The sequence below is a fragment of the Nitrospira moscoviensis genome (assembly GCF_001273775.1).
Classification (GTDB): domain Bacteria; phylum Nitrospirota; class Nitrospiria; order Nitrospirales; family Nitrospiraceae; genus Nitrospira_D; species Nitrospira_D moscoviensis.
Genome location: NZ_CP011801.1, coordinates 3,120,690 through 3,144,897, shown reverse-complemented (window position 1 = coordinate 3,144,897; position 24,208 = coordinate 3,120,690). Strand labels below are relative to the sequence as shown.

The following is a 24,208-nucleotide window of genomic DNA, read 5'->3' as shown; positions in this document are numbered from 1 at the left end:
ATGGGCTATTTCGCATTGCGTTGCATCACACCTGCTCAAGGGGGGCACTATGAGCAAGAAGATCGCCGATGCGCTGAAAGGTTTCAATCTGCGGACATTTGCTAAGAAAGAAAAGATAGACGCAGCGCCTTCTAATACCAAAGACCCACCTAGTGACCTTCCTGCAAGACAGAAGCTAAGCGATTCGTTCCCTGCATGCCTTTCATTCCTCTCCGTAGACAAATTGCTGGAGTGGTCCGAGAGCGTGACGAAGGCTACGGCCACTGCGTATGACAAGGCTATGGACAAAATGTATCTCCAGGATCGGATTGGTGGTGGAAACCATCGAATGTTCGATGGCGGTCACGACCTAGCCGGCGCCTGGGAAGCTGCGAAGAGTGCCAAGCCGGACGACACCTTTCAACAGGAGGTCATCGGATATGCCTCCGGGCTATGGAAGGATCTCACAACCGTAAAAGGGCTGCCGTTTACCACATGGGAGCAGCAGAACTTTAACGATTGCGCTGAATGGGTGGTCCGTCACATACCTGGCGCCACCAAAGACTGGTTCTATGACCTAATGAGCTACGACGCTCTCGAGGTGGTGGGGGCCAGTCTCGGTGCGGCCTCCGTCCTCTTTTGTTTTTCACGGCAAGATAAACAAAAACTGGCTGAGATGATTGGGTCAATGGGGGCTGTTTCCGTCGCGTCAGCTAATCCTTTGATGGGCGTGGCGCTGGTGCTCTGTGTTGCCTACTCCTACTTTGTAAAGAAACAGGAGATTGACCCCAAACACGCTGCAGTCGGCGCAGGGTTAGCCGGAATCAGCGCATGCATCTTCGCCGCCCTCGGTCTGCCGGTATTGGTTGAACTCGGCATTGCGATAACGGTCACGACCTTGCTCAGACGTCATGTCATCAACAACGAAGCGCTTGTCCAATTCATTAATATGAAAGCAGCGAACATATCTGTGCCTTCAGCATTCACAGCTCGGCCCGCTTGCCTGCCAACGGAGAGCTGATGCATCGGGCTTTGGACAAGGTGAGGTCTCAGGCTCTGTGTGATCGATTGCACCGGGCAAGATCCTGGATCAATGCTGCCAACGCACTGCCCGTAGAACAGAAACATGCTCAGTTCACATTCTTCTACATCGCCTTTAACGCATTGTATGGCCACAGGCGCTATGAGGGCTCAAGGGAGGAGAATGCGAAGGATAGAGAGGAATTTCTCAAGCGTATTAGAACGCTGAGGGATTACGAAAGGCGCGCGGGACAAGACTGTCTCAGGGGTGTCCTGGGTAAGTGCCAAGACCAATGCGGTAAGCTGATTTTGAATTACTTTCTAAGAGACACTTACTGGAGGAAAGAGAGGACATCCAAAGAGCTGCAGCGCGATTTCAGTCTACAGCGTCGCTTAGCAGACCAGGAATATGCAAAGGGATGCTACGACTTGCAGCTCGATCTCATTCTCAAGAGATTGAATGTCCTTCGCAACCAGGTCTTTCATGGGTGTGTGACATATGGCCCAGGATCTAAGGGCCTCTCTTCTTTGATGGATGGGCTAACAGTCATACGGGAGCTTGTGCCTGCTTTTTATGCGCTCATGGACAAATACGGGCAACACTTGAACTGGCCTGCAATACCATATCCTCGCGTGGGATCCGATGCACATCCGACAGTAGACGAGTGGGAGTGAGTATGGAAACTCAAGTCCTAACACCACAGAAGATCTTTTTGCATCCTCAGCGGCTCGTCGTCCCTTTGTTCCAGCGGCCGTATGTCTGGAACGAGGAGAACCAGTGGGAGCCATTATGGGACGATGTAGTCCGTGTGGCGGAGCGGGTGCTTCGTAGCCCTTTGGACAAGCAGCATCCTCATTTCCTCGGCGCGGTAGTGCTTCAGCAGGTGCAGAAGCCGGCTGGACGAATGCAGGAGCGAACGATCATAGATGGTCAGCAGCGACTCACGACCCTCCAGCTTCTATTAGATGCCCTGCATGCGGAACTTCACTTGGCCAAGGCTCAGGCTCCTGCTCTACGGATCGAACCGCTAGTCGAGAATGCCGCACCGTTCTGTTCGAGGCCCGAGGACCGCTTCAAGGTCTGGCCGACAAACCGGGATAGGCCGGCATTCAATGAAGTGATGGGTGCAAAGCCTCCGATCAACTATGACGCTATGACATTAAAAGGCGAACGCATGGTGCAAGCTCATCGGTTCTTCAGCGAGAAGGCCCGCGAATGGCTTTCCGAGGCAGGAGATGACGGAGTTGAAGGCAGGGCAGCAGCAATAGAAACCACGGTACGAGAACTGCTGCAACTCGTAGTCATTGACCTTGCTGTCGATGAGAACGCCCAGGAGATCTTCGAGACACTGAACGCCCGTGGCGCGCAGCTCACGGCGGCAGATCTTATCAAGAATCTTGTCTTTCAGCGGCTTCTCGAAAAGGGCACTAACGTAGAAGAGGCGTATCAAACTCAATGGAAAGAGTTTGAAACTGGCTTCTGGGAGTCAGAAGTCAACGTTGGACGGCTTCGGTATCCTCGCTCCTCCGTCTTCTTTAATCATTGGCTCACGGCGCGGACAGGTGAGGAGGTAGTAGCGCGCGAAGTATTTGATCGCTTCAAGCGATATGCCGATCACGATGCGGGCGCACCGATGTCTGACGTGCTCGGCCACATCCATGCGGCATCCCAGGTGTACAAGCAGTTCATTGCTAAGTCCGAAACTTACAATGGACCAATTGATCGGGTAGGGCTTTTCGGATACCGGACCAGCGTGCAAGAAAGCGAAGTCGTTAAGCCGCTCATACTGTGTTTGCTCGACCCGCAGCTTCCCAAAGTTCCTGAGTCGCAGTTGTTCAAGGTGCTCAACGTTGTCGAAAGCTGGATGGTGCGACGAATGCTGGTCCGCGCCACCACCAAGAACTACAACCAAGTCATTGCAGAGGTGATTCTACAGTTGAAGGGTGAGAATCGCCTCAAAGCAGGCGAGGTGATCGAACAATATTTGGCAAAGCAGTCGAGTGGAAGCCGCTATTGGCCAGACGACAATGAGCTTCGCGAAGAGCTGGGTGTGCTATTGGCATACAAGCGACTGCGGCGTGGCCGACTGCGGATGGTATTAGAGGCTATTGAGGACCATCTTCGTGGATGGAAAGAAGGGGAACAGGGTTTAGGCGGTGAGCGGGTCGCCCGAGGGCAATTCGTTATTGAGCATATTATGCCCAGAAAGTGGCAATCCCATTGGCCGCTTGAAAACGGCGCTCATGAAGATAGCGAGCGAGATGCATTGGTGCATACGCTAGGTAACCTTACGCTGCTCACCGGCCGGTTAAATTCAAAGGTTTCGAATGGGCCGTGGGCCGGCTCCGATGGTAAGGGCCATGGGATAAAGGAACACGACGTCCTATTCTTAAACCGAAAGGTATTGAGCATTGCCGGCAGGCGAAGTGAATGGAACGATGAGGCCATTCGAGAGCGGACGCAGGAAGTTATTCAGGTCATCATCGAGATATGGCCTGTACCACCTGGACATCGGTCAGGCTTCAGCCGCGAGCACGTCAAGCGTCGGAAAAAGAAGATCAAGCTTGCCGATCTGATCAATGCGGGAGTCCTTTCCCCAGGAATGCCGCTTTTCCCCCGAAAGAAAAAGCATAGTGATAAAGTCGCCACGCTCCTTTCCGATGGTCAGGTAGAAGTCGACGGTGTGGTCTACGAGAGTCCATCCCCTGCAGCGAGCAAGATTGTAGGCCATCAGACGAATGGTTGGTGGTTCTTCCTGGTTGACCAGGCGTCGCGACGGTCCCTTCGGATGGTGAGGCGTGACTATATAAATAACCTGGCAGTAGAGACCGAAGACGATGAGCCAGATGACGATGATGATGAAGAGGAATGAAATAGCGGGGAAAGAGCTTGAGGCATAAAGGGTGAAGTCCTACGTCGGAGTCACCGACAACGATTGGTTCAACTTCTTACGCCAGCGCCGCTATTTGGACGAGATAAACTTCTGGCAGCCGGGCGGAAACCGACTGTTTGGAGCGTTACGTGTCGGTGAGCCGTTCCTTTTCAAACTGCACTCTCCATATAACTTTATCGTAGGTGGCGGCTTCTTCACCCACGCATCGATCCTTCCAGTCAGCCTTGCATGGGATAGCTTCGGCGAGAAAAACGGTGTTGGCTCTTTAATCGAGATGCGCCGGCGGATCGAACACTATCGCCGCATGCCGACATCATCCCAAGAAGACTACTCCATTGGCTGCATCATTCTTCAGTCACCTTTCTACCTGGAGCGAGAGGACTGGATTCCTGCGCCACCAAATTTTCACCTTAATACGGTTCAAGGGAAGACGTATGACCTGGCGACCGGAGTCGGGCAAGAACTGTGGCAGCGGATCAGGGCGATACTGCTCGTCAAAGGGCGTGAGAATGTCTACGCCGCGGAATCGCCTCCCAGCACTGTCTACGGGAATCCTGTGCTTGTGAAGCAACGGCTCGGCCAAGGGACCTTCCGTGTACTGATCACCGACGCGTATCAACGCCGCTGTGCTGTGACCGAGGAAAAGGCCTTGCCGGTCTTGGATGCTGCCCACATCAAACCGGTGAGCAGCGGTGGAATGCACCGCATGGACAACGGTCTCCTGCTGCGATCTGATGTTCACACACTCTTTGACCGCGGATACGTCACTGTGACTCCGGACTACCAGTTTCGGGTCAGTCATCGACTGAGACGTGACTTCAATAATGGAGAAAACTACTTCAAGATGGACGGCAAAGTGATCCATTTGCCGGCCGACCATAGCAACCGTCCAGGCAAGGAGTATTTGGAATGGCATTCCGACACAATCTTTCTGAGGTAGGTCATGGCTGAGGTTGAGGAAGTGCTAAGGGAACTGCGTCAGTTCGTTCATGATCGCGACTGGGTGCAATTTCATGATCCGAAGAATCTTGCAATGGCGCTCGCTTCAGAAGCGGGTGAGCTACTTGCTGAGCTGAGATGGGTAAGAACCGAAGATGCCGACACCTATGCGAAGCAGCTGGAGAACCGTAGGCGCATTCAGGCCGAGGCGGCTGATGTCGGGATTAGCTTATTACTATTCTGTGATCGACTAGGAATAAATCTGCTTGATGCCATGAGAGAAAAGATTCGCCTCAACGAAGACCGCTATCCAGTCGAGAAGTCAAAGGGACGGGCAGAGAGGCCCCTCTAGCGACAATGGCTGCTTCTCGACGCGATGTCGCCGCCTGTGCCAAGATAGGTCCGCCTCAGTAAGGGTGCTTACCCTCTGCGAGTGGGGCATGACGATTACAGTCCTGAAGATTGAGAACTTGCCGAAGGCACCGGCGCCAACCGGACAGCAGGGGTTGGAGTTCTCTTGAGGGTGGTGTGATCGACCGCATTGTCTCCAAGGGCGGGATTGCCATTCGGCTCACGGATGAACGGTGGACGCGTAACCCGTCGCATCCGGTCTCTTGAGAAGAGGAGACAACTATGGCCATAGCGGACATTCAGGAATATTTGAAGTTGATTCCGGCGGTGAACCGGGCACCTCAGCATGCTGTGTGGCTGACGTACGACGCCGAGGCCGACACGTTGTACGTGAACTATAAGAAACCCAGTCATGCGACAGACAGCGAGATGACCGATGATGACGTGATTGTCCGCTATGAGGGTGAAGAGATCATAGGTTTTACGGTACTGCACGCGAGCAAACGGCTCAAAAAGACGGCATAGCGACGAACTGGGCGCGCTCATGCCATGATTCAGAATGATCACGAGTTGGCGGTCATGCGGGCGCGTGCGGCCAAGTTAGAAGGCCTGTTGGAATCTCTGCGCAAGACGGCGAGGCCAGAGGAGTGGCACGCCTTGAGTTCAGGCTATCGCCTCGAAATTGAGCGGATGCAGGGAGAGATTTTGGATTACCTGGTGCAGGATACGCCCGCTCGGACCACTGCATGATGTGAGTGCGAGGCTTTCATGAAGCTCACCGTGGACCAAGAAGCAGATGCCTTTAGTTTTCGAACGCGGTTCGCGCGACACCACTTTGCCGAATGATCGACTGCAGCGTTCCTAGCCTGAGTTCCGAGTGGTCGGGGACAGGGACAGTGATTGTGCCCGACTCTGATCGCCGTTGCATGACGATGTGGCTGCCGCGTTGACGGACCATCTGAAAACCATGCTGTTCGAGGAATGCGGCAGACGTCTCGTCCGGAGAGGAGGCGAAGCTACCCATTGGCCGCTTCAAAGCGGGTCACAAACACTTCCGTGTGGAGTCGGCGTTCGACTTCGGCGGGATCGGCGCATTCAAGAAAGAGTTCGACGGCTTCTTTCAGATTCGCTGTGGCGGATTCGACTGTGTCTCCCTGGCTCGCCACGTCCAATTCCGGACAAAGCGCGACATACCCTGAACCCTCCCTCTCCACAATCGCCGTATAGCTTTTCGTTGCCATGGCTCTCAACCTCGCTTCAGAAGAGTGCCGACTGATGACGGGGACGCATTATAGACGATCCCTCTCCGGAAGCCCAGATACTGTGGCTCGCGGAGGAAGAACTCTTCACCTGGATGGCACTGAGCCGTCTGCTGAGCACCAACCCGGTTCGACCCAGCCGAAGCGCGTGATTTCTGAAAGGAGAAGGGGTAAGCTGGCGTTCGCGCTGTATGGAACGGACGCTTCACATTCTGAACGAGCTTGAACGGGAAGGGACTATCGGCCGCTATGCCATAGGGGACGCGATGGGAGCGACCTTCTATGCGGAACCAGTCCTCACGTTTGACTTAGACGTCATCGTACTGTTGCCCGAAACGCAGGGAGGGCTGCTCACGCTAGGCCCGCTTTATGAAGCGTTGCGTGAGAAGGGGTATGCGGAAGAAGGCGAGTGCGTCGTCATCGAAGGCGTCCCGGTACCGTTTCTTCCCGCCTATAATGCGCTGTTGGAGGAAGGTTTGCGTGAAGCGATCGAGACGCAGTACCAGACCGCGACGACCCGTGTCCTGCGAGTGGAGCATTTGATGGCCATTTGCCTCCAGACCGGCCGTGCGAAAGATCGAGAGCGAGTCCGAATGCTACAGGACCAGGCGACCGTCGATCAGGCGTACTTTGCGGAGATCATGCGGCGGCATGGGCTGGAAAGGACATGGAAGGAATGGACCCAATGAAACCGGAGATCGAGAAGTTATTCCGCGCGAGAGATGCCCGCCGGGTCAGGCTCGCGGCGTTAGCGTTTCATGAAAAGGTGAGCGTGGTCGTCCAGCTGCAGCGGATGGCCGCGCCGATCCTGCGTGCACGCGGGAAAAGGGTGCGCGTGTGGAGCGTTCCGCAGCCTGCGCCTTGATGGCGGACAACCCCTCTAATTCCCACCTCGCCACAACAAAGGGTCAGGGATGAAGCAATCGGCCGTGCCGGCTTGCTCGCGCGCTGCGGGCGGCGGGGGTCTTGTTCGTCTTGGCCGATCGCGAGGGCCTGGCGGCTCTTCAGGCGGCGGCGCCGTTGTCGGCGTAGTACCGGAGCGGATCGGCAGGTCGAAAGGACGGACGCTAGGGGACTCGAGCGGGGTTCTTCTGCGATTGGCCGGTGATGCCGGTCAGGCGGCTTTGCGGCCGCCGGCGGCCTCGTTCTCTTCCTGCTTCGTCTCCGGCGGAGTCTCCTCGTCCGGCGTCTCCTCGTCGTCTCCGATGGAAGCCACGATCGCGACAGCCCAGACGAAGACCGTGAGGCAGAGCAGAAGAATGAGAGGCAGTGCGGACATGGGGCCCTCGATCCCGGACAGGGCTCGATCCAGACCATCATCTTACCAGGTGCGAGATCCCCGCGGACCAGTCGGGGCCTACCGCCGAGCACCGGCGGCCTTCGCCCGCGTCGGAGTAAGGTGGCATGTGTCCGCGCGATACCACGACACCAAGGAAAGGCTGCTCTTCCCGAGACCGTGATTTCCGGCTGCGAAAGAGGTAAGCTCCGCGCAGCCATGTTGGGCCGGGAATGTTGCGAGCCGTTGTGTGAGTGATGAACTCGACATCTTGCTGTCGGTTGCGGCACGCTTAGAAGCGGCCGGCATCCCTTATATGGTGACCGGTTCCATGGCGGCGAATTTCTACACCACGCCACGGATGACGCGTGATATCGATCTGGTCCTCGAGCTATCCGAGGAGGACATTCACCGCGTCGTGCGACTCTTTCAAGACGAGTACTACATCGACCGGGACATGGTGCAGCAGGCCGTGCGGAATCGATCCATGTTCAACATGATTCATAGTGCCTTGGTGGTCAAAGTAGACTGTGTCGTCAGAAAAGACAGCGAATATCGCCGCGAGGAGTTCGGGCGCCGCCGGCCGGTCGCCATCTCGGGCCGGCGAGTCTTCCTGGTGGCCCCCGAAGATCTTATTCTGTCGAAACTGGACTGGGCAAAAGAGAGTCGCTCTCAGACCCAATTGGGCGACGTTCGCAACCTGCTGAGGTCCGTGCAAGGACTCGATACGGCGTATCTGAATCATTGGGCCGAGCGATTAGGACTCGGCGCTCTCTACCGAGAGGTCTCGCCATGAACGATACTCCGCCGGAAGTAGAAGAGCGGTATCGCGCCATGTTGCTGCAGCGGACCGGGGAAGAGCGGCTCATCATGGGATGCACCATGCGCGACACCGCTCGCGCGATGGTGGAGGCCTCTCTGCGGGAGCAAGATCCGAACGCCACGGTGAAGACGATCCGTAAAGGCGTGTTTCTTCGCTTTTACGGGCACGAGTTCGACGGGGAGACCCGGGCGAAAATTCTCGCGGCCATCGAATCGGCCGCGCATCGGTCGTGAGGTAGCCGACAATCGGCGTTGCATCCATGACCTTGACAGCCGCTCATCGGCTCAGTAAGATCAGCCTGCCTTTAACGCTCATCCTGTGAGGTGAGCAAGGAGCCTACGATGACAGCCCTCCCGGCCTACGCCGGTTATGTCCGAGCACAAACCTTCTTGCCAACCAATGGCGAGAAGGTTTTTTTATGTCTAGAAGCTGAATGAGCCGCAGCGAGAAAAAAGACCGGCAAGATGAAAAGCTCGTGATGGACGCCGGCGACATCGCGCGGGCGTTGACCCGGATTGCGCACGAGATTCTGGAGCGCAACAAGGGCATCAAGGATCTGGCCCTCGTCGGCATCCGGACCGGCGGCGTGCATCTGGCGCACCGGTTGGCGAAGCGCCTTCAGGATATCGAAGGCGTCCCGCTGCCGATCGGGGAGCTGGACATCACGCTGTATCGGGACGATTTGTCGCTGCGGAAAGAGCAGCCGATTCTTCGGAAAACCTCGGTGCCGTTCGATGTCTCGGACAAGATCATCGTGCTGGTGGACGATGTGCTCTTCACCGGCCGGACGATCCGGGCCGCGATGGACGGGCTGATGGATCTCGGGCGCCCGGCGGAGATCCAGCTGGCCGTGCTGGTGGACCGCGGGCATCGCCAACTTCCCATCAGAGCCAACTACATCGGCAAGAATCTCCCGACCTCGCGGGACGAAAACGTGCAGGTGCTGCTGGAGGAGCTGGGGGAGGAAGATCGCGTGGTCATCTTGAAGCCGTGATTCGGAGGAGGAGGTCATGAGTCTCAAGCACAAGGATTTGTTGAGCTTGGCTCCACTCTCGGTCGACGACATCACGCTGATCCTCGAGACCGCCGACTCCTTCAAGGAAGTCACCGGCCGGGAGATCAAGAAGGTGCCGGCGCTGCGCGGCCGGACGGTCGTGAATCTGTTCTTCGAGCCGAGCACCAGGACCAGGACCTCGTTCGAGCTGGCCGCCAAGCGGCTGAGCGCGGACGTGATCAACTTCTCGCCCTCGTCGAGCAGCGTCGTCAAAGGCGAAACGCTGTTGGATACCGCGCGCAACATCGAGGCCATGCAGGCCGACATCATCGTGCTGCGCCATTCGTCGGCCGGCGCGGCCGAAACGCTGGCGCGCGGCGTCAAGTCCTCGGTCATCAACGCCGGCGACGGGTGGCACGAGCATCCGACGCAGGCGCTGCTCGATCTCTATACGATCCGCCAGCGGGGGATGCAGTTCGGCGGGCTGCGCGTGGCGATCGTGGGGGACGTGGCGCACAGCCGCGTGGCGCGCTCGAACATCCATGCGCTGGCGAAGCTCGGCGCCGAGGTGCGGTTGATCGGGCCGCCGACCATGATGCCCGCCGCGATCGACAAGTTCGGCGTCACGGTCTATTCGAACATGGATGAAGGGCTGCGCGGCGTGCACGTCATCATGATGCTGCGCTTGCAGTTGGAGCGGCAGGGACGGGCGCTGTTCCCGACCATCCGGGAGTACGCCCGGCTGTACGGATTGACGGCCGAGCGGGTGCGGCTGGCGGAGCCGGGCGCGATCGTGATGCATCCGGGTCCGATCAACCGCGGCGTGGAGATCGCGCCGGACGTGGCCGACAGCCTGTCCTCCGTGATTTTGGATCAAGTCGCCAACGGCGTGGCCGTGCGGATGGGGATTCTGTATCTGATGTCGGGAACGGGGTAATAAGGAAAATTAAAAATTATAAATTATAAATTTTTTCCTTTTGCATTTTAACTTGAGGTCACTGTGGCGATTTTGATCAAGGGCGGGCGAATAGTGGACCCGGGCCGGTTCGTCGGTACGGGTGATGTGTTGATTGAACAGGGGAAGATCGCGGCGGTGGGGGCGACTGTGGCGGCTCCCGCCGGCGCGACGGTCATCGACGCCAAGGGGCTGCTGGTGCTGCCGGGGTTTGTCGATGTGCACGTGCACTTCCGCGAGCCGGGATTCGAATACAAGGAGACGATTCAGTCCGGCGCGGCCGCGGCGGTCGCAGGCGGATTTACGACGGTCTGCTGCATGCCGAACACCAATCCCGTCAACGACAACCAGGCGGTGACGGAGTTCATCTTGGAGCGGGCCAAGCAGGCCGGGCTCGCCCACGTGCTGCCGGTCGGCGCGATCACCAAGGGATCGGAGGGCAAGGAGCTGGCGGAGATCGGGGATTTGCGCCGGTCCGGCTGCGTGGCGATCTCGGACGACGGGAAGCCGGTGATGAACAGCCTCGTCATGCGGCGGGCGATGGAATATGCCAAGGCCTTCGATCTGACGGTGGTGGATCACTGTGAAGACATCCACTTGGCCGAGGGCGGCTGCATGAACGAGGGGCTGATTTCGACCGAACTGGGCTTGCCCGGCATCCCGGCGGCCGCGGAAGACGTGATGGTGGCGCGCAATGTATCTCTGTCGGAGCTGACCGGCGCGCGGCTGCATCTGGCCCACATCAGCACCGCCGGTTCGGTGCGCATGGTCCGGGAGGCGAAGGCGCGGGGCATCGCGGTGACGGCGGAAGCCTGCCCGCACCACTTCACGCTGACGGAGGAAGTGGTCCGGGGGTACAACACGCACGCGAAGATGAATCCGCCCTTGCGGACCTGGGCCGACGTGCAGGCCATCAAAGAAGGGTTGCGCGACGGGACGATCGACGTGATCGCCACCGACCATGCGCCGCATGCCACCCAGGAGAAGCAGCAGGATTTCACGGAAGCGCCCTTCGGGATCGTTGGATTGGAAACGGCGCTCTCGCTGACGCTGGGTCTGGTGGATGAAGGGGTGCTGTCGTTGGAGCAGGCCGTGACGAAGCTCACGTCGGCGCCCGCGGCGGCGTTCGGGTTGTCGAAAGGGACCCTGGCGGTCGGGGCCGACGCCGACGTGGTCCTCGTGGATCCGAACGAGCAATGGACGGTCGATCCGGCCAAATTTCGATCGAAGAGCCGCAATACCCCCTTCGCCGGATGGAAGGTGAAAGGCCGGGTGCGTGTTACGATCGTCGGCGGGCGTCCGGTGTTCGACGCGAATGGAGCCGAGCGGTAAGCCGTGGGCCGAACCGCGGGATGGATGCTGGTGATCAGTCTGATGAGCGAATGGGTCGCGTTGGGCATTTGGATCGGCGGTCTGGTCGTGCTGATCGCGGCCGTCTTGCCGGCCGTGTTCAATACATTCGGCGGGCAGGATGCCGGCGGCCTGTTTCTCACCAAGGCCTTCGAGGGCTACAACCGCCTGGTGCTCGGCGCGATCGTCGTTCTTGCGGCCGGCATGGGATGGCGCGCATGGAACGCGCCGCTTCAGTATGCCGTGGGCCGTGGAGAGGCGCTGCTGTTCGCGGCGATGGTGCTGATCGCCGGCGTCATCATCTTTTATCTCCATCCGCTGGCCGCCGCGCGCCAAGCCGAAGCCTTTGCCTTGAAAGCCGGCGAGGGCCGGAAAGAAGCGTTCGAGGCCTTCTTCAAGCTCCATATGCCGGTGCGGTCGTTGTACCTCATCAATCTCGGCCTCGGCCTGTTCCTCGCAGGAGCCAGAGTCCGCACATGGATCAGACGATCGGAGGGCGTGGTATGAAACGGGCGATACTGGCGCTGGCCGACGGGGCGGTGTTCGAGGGGCGCGCCCTCGGCTACGAAGGCGAAACGGCGGGCGAGGTCGTGTTCAACACGGCGATGACCGGCTATCAAGAAGTCCTCACCGATCCGTCTTATAAAGGACAGATCATCACGATGACCTGCCCGCACATCGGCAACTACGGCGTGACGGCGGAGGATGTCGAATCGCGCCGCATCTGGGCGGAAGGGTTCGTCGTGATGGAAGCCAGTCGCCTTGCGAGCAACTGGCGCCGGCAGGAGCCGATCCACGACTATCTGACCAAGGCCAAGGTCGTGGCGATCGAAGGGTTGGACACCAGAGCCCTGACTCGGCATCTGCGTGAGCATGGCTCGCAACAAGGATTCATCAGCCATATCGATGCGGATCCGGCGCGCGCTGTGGAAAAAGCCAAAGCCGCGCCCGGGATCGTCGGGCGCGATCTGGCGGCCGAGGTGACCTGCCGGCGATCCTATGAATGGAAGGGCGGCTCGGGAGCCTGGGCGCCCGAATCCGGGACGAGCCGGCCGAACGCGGCCCGCCGCCGCCCTTGGCGGGTGGTTGCGTACGACTTCGGTGTCAAGGAGAATATCTTGAGGCGCCTCGTCGATGTGGGATGCGAGGTCACCGTCGTGCCCGCGTCCACCTCGGCGGCGGAAGTGGAAGCTTTGAAGCCGGACGGGGTGTTTCTCTCCAACGGTCCGGGTGACCCGGAAGGCGTGCCCTATGCGATGGAAGCGGTGCGGTCGCTCGTCGGCCGGCGCCCGATCTTCGGCATCTGTCTCGGGCATCAAATCCTCGGGCTGGCCTTCGGACTGAAGACTTATAAGCTCAAGTTCGGTCACCATGGCGCGAACCATCCGGTGATCGACCTGCGGACGAGGAAAGTGGAGATCACGTCGCAAAACCATAATTTTGCCGTGCAGGTTCCGGCGGTCGCGACCGGAATACCGGAACAAGCGCCCGTGATCGAGACGAAGCACGGCCGGCTGGCGGTGACGCACCTGAGCTTGAACGACCGGTCCATCGAGGGGATGCGCTGTCTGGACCATCCGGTGTTTTCCGTCCAGTACCATCCCGAGGCGTCGCCCGGTCCGCACGATTCGGCCTATCTGTTCGACGAGTTTGTTCATCTCATGGAGACCCACTATGCGTAGTCGTTCGGCGCTGGTCCTGTCGGCCGTCCTGTCCATCACTGGTTGTACCTTCAATTTTTCGTTGTTTCCCGGGCCGGGGCCGCTGCAGGAGACGCAGGTCAGTGGAACGGGCAAAGCCAAAGTGCTGCTGATGGAAGTCTCCGGCGTCATCAGCTCGCAGGAGGGCGACGGATTCGTCCCCACGCCGAGCATGATCGCAAACATCAAGGAACAGTTGAGCCGGGCCGCCCAAGATGATGCGGTGAAAGCCCTGGTTCTGCGCATCAACACGCCGGGAGGCACGGTGACCGCGTCGGATATCATTCACCATGAAGTGAAGGCTTTCAAATCGAATCGCAAGGTCCCGGTCGTGGCCTCGATCATGGACGTGGGGGCCTCGGGCGGCTACTACATCGCCGCCGCCGCCGATTCGGTGCTGGCCCATCCGTCCTCCGTCACGGGCAGCATCGGCGTGATCATGTTGACGATGAACGCGAAAGGACTGTTGGAAAAAGTCGGCGTGGAGGCGACGGCGGTGGCGTCCGGGCCGCGCAAGGATATGGGCTCCCCCTTCAGAGCCATGACGCCGGAAGAACGGTCCATCTTCCAGGGGCTGATCGATTCCTTCTATCAGCGTTTCCTGAGCGTCGTGCAGGAGGGCCGGCCCAATCTCCAGATGGACCAGATCAAGAAGCTGGCCGACGGGCGCATCTATACCGGCGATCAGGCCAAGGCCGCCGGACTGGTGGACGACATCGGGTATCTGGAGGATGCGGTGGAGCTCGCCAAGAAGAAAGCCGGCGTCACCGAGGCCCGGGTCGTGATGTACCGCCGGCCGGGCGAATATTCGAACAACGTCTATTCCAAATTGATGGCGCCCAGCCCGCTGGCCGCGCTGGGCAACTTCGACCTCATGGCGTTCGTACGCAGCGGCGCGCCGCAGTTCATGTATCTATGGATGCCGTAACGGAAAAATTCTTCAAGGCCGCCCTCTCCCGCCGCGCCGTGTTGGCGCTGGGAACTCGGTGGCTGGCGGGGTTGTACGCCGCCTGCGGAACCGGCGCGGCGGCGGGGATGCTCTCCTTGCTGGCGGGCTGCTACCGGGCGCCGGGGACCGCGCGCGACCAGTTGATCTTTTTCTCGGAGGAAAAAGAGCTGCACTTCGGGCTTCAGGCCTATCGGGAAGTCCTGCGGCAGGCGCGGCTGAGCGACAACCCGGAAATCACCGAGATGGTGCAACGCGTCGGGCAGCGGATCGCCAAGGCCGCCAATAAGCCGGAGTATCAGTGGGAGTTTGCCGTCATCGAGGAAGACAAGATGGTCAACGCCTTCTGTCTGCCCGGCGGGAAGGTGGCGGTCTTCACCGGCATTCTGCCCGTCACCAAGGGAGAGGCGGGGCTGGCGACCGTCATGGGCCATGAAATCGCGCATGCCCTCCAGCGCCATGGCGTGGAGCGGATGAGCCGCAGCATCATCGATCAGATCGCGCAATTGGGCGCCTTGGGCGCGGCCGCCTCAGGGCATGCGGGCGGTGCGGCGATTCAGGGCCTGCTGGGCGCGTATGGGGTGAACGTGTCGCTGCCCTTCAATCGCAGGCAGGAGTCCGAGGCCGACTACATCGGGCTGCGCTTGATGGCGGAGGCCGGCTACGATCCGCGCGAAGCCGTGCCCTTCTGGGAGCGGATGAGCGGCTGTCCCCGGCAGATGATCGGCAAGCTGTGCTTCCGCTCGCAGCAGGCGATTCCGGAATTTTTGTCCACGCACCCCTCGGACGTCACCCGCATCAACCAGATCGAAGCCTGGCTGCCGGAGGCGCTGCAACACTATCGGGGGCCCGGCGGCGGGACGCAGCCGGCTCCGGCGCCCTACCGGCCTCCCATCGGCCCCATGCCGCAGACGAGTTAACCTCGAACCAAGGACCCCATGCCGAAACGCACCGACATCCGCTCGATTCTCCTGATCGGTTCCGGCCCGATCGTGATCGGCCAAGCCTGCGAGTTCGATTACTCCGGCACGCAGGCCTGCAAGGCGCTCAAGGAGGAAGGCTACAAGGTCATTCTCATCAACAGCAATCCGGCGACGATCATGACGGATCCGGAGTTGGCCGACCGCACCTACGTCGAGCCCATTACGCTGGACGTGGTCGAAAAGGTCATCGAGCGGGAGCGGCCCGACGCCCTGTTGCCGACGATGGGGGGTCAGACGGCGCTCAATACGACGGTGGGATTGGTCAAGCGCGGCGTCCTGGACAAGTATGGAGTCAAACTGATCGGGGCCTCGGCGGACGCGATTCACAAGGCGGAGGATCGCGAGGCCTTCAAGCGTGCGATGCAAAAGATTGGGCTGCGGGTGCCGAAGAGCGGAACGGCGCACACGCGAGACGAAGCGATCAAGCTCCTGGAATTGGTCGGGTTCCCCGCCATCATCCGGCCCTCCTTCACGATGGGGGGCACCGGCGGCAACATCGCCTACAACCGGGAGGAGTTCGAAAAGTTGATCGATTGGGCCCTCGCCATGAGTCCGGTCAGCCAGGCGCTGATCGAAGAATCGGTCATCGGCTGGAAGGAATATGAGCTCGAGGTGATGCGCGATCTCAAGGACAACGTCGTGATCGTCTGTCCGATCGAAAACCTCGATCCGATGGGCGTGCATACCGGCGACAGCATCACGGTGGCGCCCGCCATGACGCTCACCGACAAGGAATACCAGCGCATGCGGGACGCGGCGCTGCGCATCATCCGGGAAATCGGCGTCGATACCGGCGGCTCGAACATCCAGTTCGGGGTCAATCCGGACGACGGCGAGATGGTCGTGATCGAGATGAACCCGCGCGTGTCGCGCAGCTCCGCGCTGGCCTCGAAGGCCACCGGCTTCCCCATCGCCAAGATCGCGGCCAAGCTGGCGGTGGGCTACACGTTGGACGAGATCACCAACGACATCACCGGCGTGACGAAAGCCTCCTTCGAGCCGGCGATCGATTACGTCGTCGTGAAGATTCCGCGCTTTGCCTTCCAGAAATTCAAGGGAGCCGATCCCACGCTCACGACGCAGATGAAGTCCGTCGGCGAAGTGATGGCGATCGGCCGGACCTTCAAGGAAGCGCTGCAGAAGGCGATTCGGTCGCTGGAATTGGATTTGAACGGCTTGGTGTCCCGCCTCGGGATCGACCGCGGCGTGCCGGCCGGCTTCAACCGGCAGGAGGCGCTGGAAAAGCTCCGCGCGACGCTGAAGACGCCCTTGCCCGAGCGGCTCTGGTACCTGGCGGACGGCATCAGGCTCGGGCTGTCGAACGAGGAGCTGTTCGCCGTCACCAAGATCGATCCCTGGTTTTTGGAGCAGGTCCGGGATCTGATCGCATTCGAACAGCAACTCGTGCAACAGGCGGATGCCGCACCGGCCGTGTCGGCGGACGGGCTCTTATGGCGGGCCAAGGAGCTCGGTTTCTCCGACGAGCGCATCGGCCAGTTGCTCGGCGTCGAGGGGGCCGCCGTGCGGACGGCTCGGATGGAATCGAAGACCCGGTCGGTCACGTATAAGCGCGTGGATACCTGCGCGGCGGAATTCGAAGCCCATACGCCGTACCTCTATTCCACCTACGGCGCGGAATGCGAAGCCCGGCCGTCCGATCGCCGGAAGGTCGTCATCCTCGGGGGAGGCCCGAACCGGATCGGCCAGGGCATCGAATTCGACTACTGCTGCGTGCATGCGGCCATGGCCTTGCGGGACGAGGGCCTCGAGACCATCATGGTGAACTGCAATCCCGAGACGGTGAGCACGGATTACGACATCTCCGATCGGCTGTACTTCGAGCCGCTCACGGAGGAAGACGTCCTCAATATCGTCCGTCGCGAGCAGCCGATCGGCGTCGTGCTGCAGTTCGGCGGGCAGACCCCCTTGAAGCTGGCGCTGCCGCTCGCCAAAGCCGGCGTCAAGATCCTCGGCACCAGCCCCGACGCCATCGACCGCGCCGAGGATCGCGAGCGCTTCCGCGATTTGCTCAATAAGCTCGGTCTCCGCCAGGCCGAGAGCGGCATGGCCCGGTCGGTGGAGGAAGCCGTCCGCATCGCCGGCACGATTACCTATCCCGTCATGGTCCGCCCTTCCTATGTTTTGGGCGGCCGCTCCATGCAGATCGTCTACGATGAGGCCGGCTTGTTGAATTACATGACGTCGGCCGTGAAGGCGTCCCCCAAACATCCGGTCTTGATCGACAAGTATCTGGCCGACGCCATCGAAGTGGACGCGGACGCGATCTCGGACGGCACGACCGTGGTCGTCGCGGGCATCATGGAGCACATCGAAGAAGCCGGCGTCCATTCGGGCGATTCGGCCTGCTCTCTGCCGCCCTATACGCTGGAAAAGTCGATCATCGGGGAAATCGAACGGCAGATGGAAGCGCTGGCCCTGGAGTTGGGTGTGGTCGGTCTGATGAACGCGCAGTTCGCCGTGAAAGACCGGACGGTGTACGTGCTGGAAGTGAATCCCCGCGGGTCCCGCACGGTGCCGTTCGTGAGCAAGGCGATCGGAGTGCCGATCGCGAAGCTGGCGATGAAGGTCATGGTCGGCAGGACGCTGGAGGACCTCGGCTTCACACGACCGGTTCAGCCCGCCCATCTGTCCGTCAAAGAAGCCGTCTTTCCCTTCAACAAATTCCCCGGCGTGGACGTGTTGCTCGGACCCGAAATGAAATCCACCGGAGAGGTCATGGGCATCGACGCCGACTTCGGCTGGGCCTTCGCCAAGTCGCAAGCCGGCGCCGGCGCGTCGCTGCCGAAGGTCGGGACGGCCTTCATCAGCGTCAAGGAAGAGGATCGGGCCGCGGCGCTGGAAGTGGCGAAGCGGTTGCGCGCATTGGGATTTCACCTGCAGGCCACCAGCGGCACGGCCGGCTATCTGCACGGGCAGGGCGTCGACGTCTCCGTGGTGAACAAGGTGCATGAAGGCCGCCCTCACATCGTCGACCACATCAAGAACGGCGAGGTAGCCCTGGTCGTCAACACGGTGCGGACGGCCGCGGCCCACAGCGATTCCGTCGCGATCAGGCGGGAGGCGCTCCAGAAAAGCGTGCCGTACTATACGACGATGCGGGGCGCGCTGGCCGCCGTGCTCGGCATGGAGTCCGTCGCCAAAAAGGATTTGTCCATCCTCTCGTTGCAGGAGTATCATCGGGTCCAATAAGGAGCCGTTCGGTATGCCCACCCCCATCACGAAAAAAGGCTATGACGCGCTCAAGGCCGAGCTCGACCGGCTGCGGAAGATCGAGCGCCCGAGAGTCATCGAGGCGATCGCGGAGGCCCGCGCCCACGGCGACCTGAGCGAGAACGCGGAATATGACGCGGCGAAAGAGCGGCAGGGCTTCATCGAGTCCCGCATCGCCGAGATCGAATCCAAATTGGCCGACGCCCGCGTGGTGGACATCTCCGGCCGCACGAGCGACACGGTCGTCTTCGGCGCGACCGTCTGCGTGATCGAGCAGGAGTCGCAGTCGAAGAAGCAGTACACGCTCGTCGGCCAGGACGAGGCCGACATGAAGTTCAACAAGATTTCCGTGCAGTCCCCGGTCGGCCGCGCGCTGATCGGCAAGCGGGTCGGGGATTTCGTGGAGGTCACGACGCCCGCGAAAGTGGTCGAGTACGAAGTGGTGGAGATCCGGTTCGAGGACATGTAGCCGTGCCGCCGGCCGGCCCCCTGATCACCCTCTTGACCGATTTCGGCGACCGTGACTGGTTCGTCGCCAGCATGAAGGGGGTGATCCTGTCGATTCACCCCGAAGCCCGCCTCGTCGACCTGTCTCATCAGGTCACGCCCCATCAGATCCACGACGCCGCCTATCTGTTGAAGTCGTGCTACCGCTATTTTCCTGACGGGACCATCCACGTCTCCGTCGTCGATCCCGGCGTGGGCGGCGCCAGGCGCCCGCTGCTGATGTCGACCTCGCGGTATCATTTTCTCGCTCCCGACAACGGCCTTCTGACCTACGTCATGGAGGAGGAAGAGCGAGTCGAAATCCGTCACATCGAAAATCGCCGCTATCGATTGGAGGCGGAAGGGGCCACCTTCGACGGCCGGGATCTCTTTGCACCGGCGGCGGCGCAGCTCGCCAAGGGCGAGCCGGCCGCCTCGTTCGGGCCGCTGATCGGCGATCCCATCCGTCTCGATCTTCAAGGCCCGCTCCGGCAGAATCAACGAGTGGTCGGCCGCATCGTCTACGTCGACCGCTTCGGCAATCTCATCTCCAACATCACCGCCAAACAGGTCCGCGAATGTCTGACCGCCGGGCGCAGCCTGACCATCAGGGTGGGCGATCGCGTCATCGACGGGCTGGTAGGCAGTTACAGTGAAGGCAGCTCCGAACGGCCGCACGCGCTCATCAACAGCAACGGGTACGTGGAAATCTTCCTGAAGGAAGGCAGCGCGGCCGAGCGGTTCGGTGTGCGTCCGGGAGCGGCCGTCGACTGCTCCGCGGCGTGAGCTGCGTCACGCCCTCGTGTCCCGCACCGTCTGATACAAAGCCCGAATCCGCTCTCCGAACGCCACCCACATCACCGCGATATACACGGTCGCGCCGGCACAGGCTTGAATACTCAGACGCCATGCATGGTGCCAGTCGGCGGGCAAGACCAAGCGGAGGGCCGCGACCGCCGCCGCCATGCACAGACAGCCGGTCAGGGCCGGCCGGTAGGGAACCCAATATTGCGACCAGGAAATATCCAGGATGCGTTTGACGATGACGATGCCGGGCAGCAGGGCGAGCGGAAAGCCGACGATCCAGGCCAGCGCCACGCCGGTCAAATCGTACTGCGCGCCGATATAAAAACAGCCCGGCAAGACCAGCAGCGCGAAGAGACTCAGCCACATGTTGGCGGAAAAGTGGCCGGTCCAGAGGAGGACATGGCCCAGCAGCGACTGGCAGGAATAGATGGCCATATACAGGCTCATGAGCCTGAGGGGCTCGATGACCCCCCGCCACTTTTCTCCCAAGGCGAGCAGGACGAAGTCGTCCGCCGTCACGGCCAGGCCGAATGCGGCGGGCAGCGTCAGGAGGGAGATCGCCTCCGTCAGCAAAAAGAAGTACCGCCGCAACGCCGGCCGGTCGTGTTGGACCGCGGTGAACACGCCCGGCACGACGCCGCTGACCAGGGACGTGACTTCGCGCACGGGCAGGGCGGCGAACGTGGACGCGAAGCCGAAGACTCCCAGCGCCTCCTTGCCCAACAGCCTTCCGATGATCGTCGAGTCGGCGGAGCTGTAGCCGTAATAGGCCATGCGGGAGACGAGAATGTTCCATCCCGACATCAAGGCGCGCGCCAGACGGCGCACCTCGGTCGGCCAGGCAGGGGCGAAGGGGCGGTGGAGGTACAGCACCACCGTCACCAAGGCGTAGCTCAGAATGGTGTTGGCGACGAGAGACCAAAAACCGAGTCCGGCCCAGGCCGCTACGACCATCACCGCGGCGGCGAACGACACTTGCAAGCCGTTGATCCAGGCCAGCGTGCGGAATTGCAGATCCCGTTGCAGCAGCGCGCGCGGCAATATCTGCAGGGAGTCGAGGATGAACGTGACGCTCAGGGCGCACACGATGCCGGCCACCTGCGGTTCGCGGAAGTAGAGCGAGATGGGAATCGAGAGGCCCAGGAACAGCACGGTCAGTCCGGCGCCCAGCCCGAGCGCGGCTCCGGCAAGACGCCGCAGCTCCTCCTGCGTCAGCGAGCGGTCCTGAAGGATGATCGCATCGAGTCCGAGGTCTTCGATCAGGCGGGCGAACCCGATGGGGATCGTCGCCATGGCGACCAGCCCGTAATCACCCGGCGTCAGGATGCGGGCCACGTACAACGTGCCGAGCCAGCTGATCGCTTGGGCGAGCCACCGCCATACCGCGGTCCATGCGATCCCTTGAACCAGGGACCGGTCGAGCCCCTGGGTCGCATCGGTCGATGGTGAGGACGGGTCCGCCACGCCGGGCCTCAGCCGACCGCGGCTTGAATGCGGTCGCAGACGTATTCGGCAAACGGCAGCGAACAGGTAAAGGCCGGCGACACGGCGTTCAACACGTGCATGGAGCGGTGATCGCCTTCGAGCACGAAGTCCATCTCCAGCTTGCGCTTGGTGATGTCGAGCAGTTGGGCCCTGATGCCGGGCCGCCCCCATTTCAGATAGTGCTCCTCGCGCACTCCATCGGCCAGCACCGAGGCCAGGGCCACCATCTTTTTTCGGGAATACTTGGCGATTTCTTCGACCGCCAGCCGCCGATAGTCGAACCGGGCGTTGGTGAGCAGGCCCAAGCCGCGCCCGACGACTTCCAGCGCTTCGCTCAATCTGAAATTGCCGAAGCCGTCGTAATGCTCGCGCCAGAAGGCCGGAATGGCGGTCGGGCCGATCTTGGCCTTGCCGTCCGCCGTGATCGTGAAGTGGACGCCGAGGAACGGATTGCGAAGATCGGGAACCGGATAGATGTTCGTGCGGATGGAGCCGGGCGGTTCGTTGGAATAGAGATACAGACCTTTGAACGGCAGGATGCGATACCGCTCCGAAAACCCATAGTCCATGGCGATCTTGTCGGCGTAGAGGCCGGCGGCGTTGACGAGGTAGCCCGCCTCGATCGTGTCGCGGGTGGTGCGGACCCGGCCCCGATCCGTTCCGACGTAGGCGGTGCCGCAGTGAATCTCAATGCCCTCCCGCTCGGCGTCTTGCCGCATCGCGTCGACGACAAGGAGCGGATTCACGGTCGACGTGCGGGGAGAGAACAGCGCGCGTTGATAGGTCCGGACGCGGGGCTCGATCTTCCTGGCGTCTGCTTCCGTCAACTCCTGTAATGCGATCCCGTTCGCGTTGCCGCGCTTGATCAACTCGTCGAGCGACGGCAGGTCGCCCGCATCCTTCGCCACGACGAGCTTGCCGCATCGATTCAACGGAATCCGTTTTTCTTCGCAATAGGCGGTGAGCCGTTCGTTGCCCAGCTTGGTAAACTTGGCCTTCAGACTGTCCGGAGAATAGTAGAAGCCGGCGTGGAGCACGCCGCTGTTGCGCCCGCTCGCGTGCGCGCCGCAGGCCGGTTCTTTTTCGATCAGCACGATGCGGGCCTCGCGCCGTCGCCGGCGCAGTTCCCGCGCGATGCTCAGTCCGATGACGCCGCCCCCGATGACCAGCACGTCACAGGTCGTCATGGAATCCCTCCCGTCCGTCGACCGCTCATCCGGCAGAAAGAGTGTCTATCGACTCGCGCACGATTTCCACCATTCTCGTCAATTCCTCCCGTGAGACCGACAGCGGCGGAACCAGCACGACGACGTTGCCGAGCGGCCGGATCAGCAGTCCTCGCGCGCGCGCCGCCGTCGCGACCCGATGGCCGATCCTCGCCGGCGGCGGGTACGGCTCTTTCGTCATCTTGTCTTGCACCAGTTCGATCCCGGCCATCAACCCTTGCTGGCGGATGTCGCCGACGGACGGCATGCCTGCGAGCGAAGCGAGGAGCTTCTGCAGCAGCGAAATCTTGGGCCCCAGCGAACGCAAGACCTGCTGGCGGCGGAACACCTCCAGGTTCGCGAGGGCGACCGCGCAGCCCAGCGGATTGCCCGTGTAACTGTGGCCGTGGAAGAAGGTTTTGAACTCCTCGTACCGGCCGAGAAAGGCCCGATAGATCTCATCGGTCGTGAGTGTCGCGGCCAGCGGCAGATAGCCGCCCGTGAGCCCCTTGCTGACGGCCATGAGATCCGGCGTCACCCCGTCATGTTCGCAGGCGAACATCTTGCCCGTCCGGCCGAAGCCGGTCGCCACTTCATCGGCGATCAAGAGCACGTTGTAGCGGGTGCAGAGCTCCCGGAGACGGGCGAGGTAGCCCGGCGGCTGAATGATCATGCCGGCCGCCGCTTGGATCAAGGGTTCGACGATGAACCCGGCCAAGTCGCGGTGGCGCGTTTGCAAGATCCGCTCGATCGGCTCGAGGCAGGCCGTCTTGCACGAGGGATACGTCAGGCCGAGCGGGCAGCGGTAACAGGAGGGCGGCTCCGCCTCCAGCGTGGGAAACAACAGCGGCTTGAAGCGCGCATGGAACAGCTCGATATTCCCGACGCTCACGGCGCCGATCGTGTCGCCGTGATAGGCCAGCTTCAGACGGAGAAACATGCTCTTCGGGCCGGCGTCCGGATGCCGCTGCCGCCAATATTGGACCGCCATCTTGAGGGCGACTTCCACCGCGGTCGACCCATCGTCGGAATAAAACACCCGGGAGAGGCCCGGGGGCGCGACCTTGATCAGCTCGCGCGCCAAGAGAATCGCGGGCGGGTTGGAGAGTCCCAGCAGGGTCGAGTGCGCGATCTTGTCGATCTGTCCTTTGAGCGCCCGGTCCAGCACCGGATGGCGGTGGCCGTGGAGGTTGACCCAGATCGACGAGGTGCCGTCCAGATACCGCCGGCCTTCCGTATCGATCAGGTAGGAGCCCTTGCCCCGCTCGATCACGAGCGGCTCCTCCTGCTCCCACTCCTGCATCTGCGTGAACGGATGCCAGAGGTACCGACGGTCCCACTCTCTCAATTGCCGCGCGGAGGGTCGATCAGCCATGTGAACAGGAGAAGGATGTCACGGTCGGCGCCGACGATTCATTGACCAGTGACCGATGACCAATGACAGGTTGTGCGAGGAGCGGCGCCATTATAGGGGCGGGCGATTTCTTTGACAACCTCCGGGGCAGTTACTATAATGAACCGATTT

25 protein-coding genes and 1 pseudogene are annotated in these 24,208 nt (G+C 61.0%); 20 read left to right on the top strand and 6 right to left on the bottom strand.

Annotated features, from left to right (window positions below; translation table 11 throughout):
- Positions 1–49 precede the first annotated feature (49 nt).
- The 6 genes from NITMOv2_RS15320 (at position 50) to NITMOv2_RS15290 (ending at position 5,933) form a co-directional block, all read left to right on the top strand.
- Positions 50–1,000, top strand: a complete 951-nt coding sequence (locus NITMOv2_RS15320; RefSeq protein ID WP_053380696.1) for a hypothetical protein — start codon at positions 50–52, stop codon at positions 998–1,000.
- Between the two features lie 676 nt (positions 1,001–1,676).
- Complete coding sequence (locus NITMOv2_RS15310) at positions 1,677–3,872, top strand: GmrSD restriction endonuclease domain-containing protein (protein WP_053380694.1); 2,196 nt, start codon at positions 1,677–1,679, stop codon at positions 3,870–3,872.
- Between the two features lie 31 nt (positions 3,873–3,903).
- Positions 3,904–4,833: an HNH endonuclease gene (locus NITMOv2_RS15305; protein WP_053380693.1), complete on the top strand. Its 930-nt coding sequence runs from the start codon at positions 3,904–3,906 to the stop codon at positions 4,831–4,833.
- Between the two features lie 3 nt (positions 4,834–4,836).
- A complete protein-coding gene (locus NITMOv2_RS15300; protein ID WP_053380692.1) occupies positions 4,837–5,184 on the top strand; it encodes a nucleotide pyrophosphohydrolase in 348 nt (115 codons plus the stop codon).
- 281 nt (positions 5,185–5,465) lie between these two features.
- Positions 5,466–5,708, top strand: a complete 243-nt coding sequence (locus tag NITMOv2_RS15295; RefSeq protein WP_053380691.1) for a DUF2283 domain-containing protein — start codon at positions 5,466–5,468, stop codon at positions 5,706–5,708.
- A 24-nt stretch (positions 5,709–5,732) separates the two neighbouring features.
- Positions 5,733–5,933, top strand: a complete 201-nt coding sequence (locus NITMOv2_RS15290) for a hypothetical protein (protein WP_053380690.1) — start codon at positions 5,733–5,735, stop codon at positions 5,931–5,933.
- Positions 5,934–5,985: 52 nt separating this feature from the next.
- Here NITMOv2_RS15290 and NITMOv2_RS25125 read toward each other — a convergent pair.
- A pseudogene (locus NITMOv2_RS25125) lies at positions 5,986–6,166 on the bottom strand (type II toxin-antitoxin system HicA family toxin).
- 33 nt (positions 6,167–6,199) lie between these two features.
- Positions 6,200–6,424: a type II toxin-antitoxin system HicB family antitoxin gene (locus NITMOv2_RS15280; RefSeq protein WP_053380689.1), complete on the bottom strand. Its 225-nt coding sequence runs from the start codon at positions 6,422–6,424 to the stop codon at positions 6,200–6,202.
- Positions 6,425–6,633: 209 nt separating this feature from the next.
- Between NITMOv2_RS15280 and NITMOv2_RS15275 the strand changes: the two genes are divergently transcribed.
- The gene (locus NITMOv2_RS15275; RefSeq protein ID WP_053380688.1) at positions 6,634–7,131 is read left to right on the top strand and encodes a hypothetical protein; all 498 of its coding nucleotides are present in this window, start codon (positions 6,634–6,636) and stop codon (positions 7,129–7,131) included.
- Positions 7,128–7,307: a hypothetical protein gene (locus NITMOv2_RS15270; RefSeq protein WP_053380687.1), complete on the top strand. Its 180-nt coding sequence runs from the start codon at positions 7,128–7,130 to the stop codon at positions 7,305–7,307. Before NITMOv2_RS15275 ends, NITMOv2_RS15270 begins: the two co-directional genes overlap by 4 nt.
- Before the next feature lie 249 nt (positions 7,308–7,556).
- On the opposite strand, the gene NITMOv2_RS24020 is transcribed toward NITMOv2_RS15270, so the two are convergent.
- Positions 7,557–7,721 (bottom strand): hypothetical protein, encoded by a 165-nt coding sequence (locus NITMOv2_RS24020; protein ID WP_187299233.1) that lies wholly within the window; start codon positions 7,719–7,721, stop codon positions 7,557–7,559.
- 247 nt (positions 7,722–7,968) lie between these two features.
- Here NITMOv2_RS24020 and NITMOv2_RS15265 point away from each other — a divergent pair, with 247 nt between their 5' ends.
- The 12 genes from NITMOv2_RS15265 to NITMOv2_RS15210 all read left to right on the top strand — a co-directional run bounded on the left by NITMOv2_RS15265 (position 7,969) and on the right by NITMOv2_RS15210 (position 19,972).
- Positions 7,969–8,514, top strand: a complete 546-nt coding sequence (locus NITMOv2_RS15265; protein WP_053380686.1) for a hypothetical protein — start codon at positions 7,969–7,971, stop codon at positions 8,512–8,514.
- Positions 8,511–8,774, top strand: coding sequence for a hypothetical protein (locus tag NITMOv2_RS15260; RefSeq protein WP_053380685.1), 264 nt, complete (start codon positions 8,511–8,513; stop codon positions 8,772–8,774). The genes NITMOv2_RS15265 and NITMOv2_RS15260 overlap by 4 nt, the downstream gene beginning before the upstream one ends.
- 200 nt (positions 8,775–8,974) lie before the next feature.
- Complete coding sequence (pyrR, locus tag NITMOv2_RS15255) at positions 8,975–9,535, top strand: bifunctional pyr operon transcriptional regulator/uracil phosphoribosyltransferase PyrR (protein WP_053380684.1); 561 nt, start codon at positions 8,975–8,977, stop codon at positions 9,533–9,535.
- A gap of 16 nt (positions 9,536–9,551) precedes the next feature.
- Complete coding sequence (locus NITMOv2_RS15250; protein ID WP_053380683.1) at positions 9,552–10,472, top strand: aspartate carbamoyltransferase catalytic subunit; 921 nt, start codon at positions 9,552–9,554, stop codon at positions 10,470–10,472.
- A gap of 63 nt (positions 10,473–10,535) precedes the next feature.
- Positions 10,536–11,822: a dihydroorotase gene (locus tag NITMOv2_RS15245; protein ID WP_053380682.1), complete on the top strand. Its 1,287-nt coding sequence runs from the start codon at positions 10,536–10,538 to the stop codon at positions 11,820–11,822.
- A 3-nt stretch (positions 11,823–11,825) separates the two neighbouring features.
- On the top strand, positions 11,826–12,347 hold the full coding sequence (locus tag NITMOv2_RS15240) for a DUF4149 domain-containing protein (RefSeq protein ID WP_053380681.1): 522 nt from the start codon (positions 11,826–11,828) through the stop codon (positions 12,345–12,347).
- A complete protein-coding gene (gene carA / locus NITMOv2_RS15235; RefSeq protein ID WP_053380680.1) occupies positions 12,344–13,522 on the top strand; it encodes a glutamine-hydrolyzing carbamoyl-phosphate synthase small subunit in 1,179 nt (392 codons plus the stop codon). The genes NITMOv2_RS15240 and carA overlap by 4 nt, the downstream gene beginning before the upstream one ends.
- Positions 13,515–14,468 carry a signal peptide peptidase SppA gene (sppA, locus tag NITMOv2_RS15230; protein WP_053380679.1) on the top strand — a complete coding sequence of 318 codons (954 nt, stop codon included), beginning with the start codon at positions 13,515–13,517 and terminating at the stop codon, positions 14,466–14,468. Before carA ends, sppA begins: the two co-directional genes overlap by 8 nt.
- On the top strand, positions 14,456–15,406 hold the full coding sequence (locus NITMOv2_RS15225; protein WP_053380678.1) for a M48 family metallopeptidase: 951 nt from the start codon (positions 14,456–14,458) through the stop codon (positions 15,404–15,406). The genes sppA and NITMOv2_RS15225 overlap by 13 nt, the downstream gene beginning before the upstream one ends.
- An 18-nt stretch (positions 15,407–15,424) precedes the next feature.
- Positions 15,425–18,679 (top strand): carbamoyl-phosphate synthase large subunit, encoded by a 3,255-nt coding sequence (gene carB, locus NITMOv2_RS15220; RefSeq protein WP_053380677.1) that lies wholly within the window; start codon positions 15,425–15,427, stop codon positions 18,677–18,679.
- Positions 18,680–18,692: 13 nt separating this feature from the next.
- Complete coding sequence (greA, locus tag NITMOv2_RS15215; RefSeq protein WP_053380676.1) at positions 18,693–19,169, top strand: transcription elongation factor GreA; 477 nt, start codon at positions 18,693–18,695, stop codon at positions 19,167–19,169.
- 2 nt (positions 19,170–19,171) lie between these two features.
- Complete coding sequence (locus NITMOv2_RS15210; protein ID WP_083448074.1) at positions 19,172–19,972, top strand: SAM hydrolase/SAM-dependent halogenase family protein; 801 nt, start codon at positions 19,172–19,174, stop codon at positions 19,970–19,972.
- Positions 19,973–19,978: 6 nt separating this feature from the next.
- On the opposite strand, the gene NITMOv2_RS15205 is transcribed toward NITMOv2_RS15210, so the two are convergent.
- From NITMOv2_RS15205 to bioA, 3 genes are read right to left on the bottom strand one after another with little or no spacing between them, the layout of a single operon-like run.
- Positions 19,979–21,457, bottom strand: coding sequence for a lipopolysaccharide biosynthesis protein (locus tag NITMOv2_RS15205; protein WP_053380675.1), 1,479 nt, complete (start codon positions 21,455–21,457; stop codon positions 19,979–19,981).
- An 8-nt stretch (positions 21,458–21,465) separates the two neighbouring features.
- Entirely contained in the window at positions 21,466–22,665 is a 1,200-nt protein-coding gene (gene lhgO, locus NITMOv2_RS15200; RefSeq protein WP_053380674.1) for an L-2-hydroxyglutarate oxidase, read from the bottom strand.
- 25 nt (positions 22,666–22,690) lie between these two features.
- Positions 22,691–24,058, bottom strand: coding sequence for an adenosylmethionine--8-amino-7-oxononanoate transaminase (bioA, locus tag NITMOv2_RS15195; RefSeq protein ID WP_053380673.1), 1,368 nt, complete (start codon positions 24,056–24,058; stop codon positions 22,691–22,693).
- Positions 24,059–24,208: the final 150 nt, after the last annotated feature.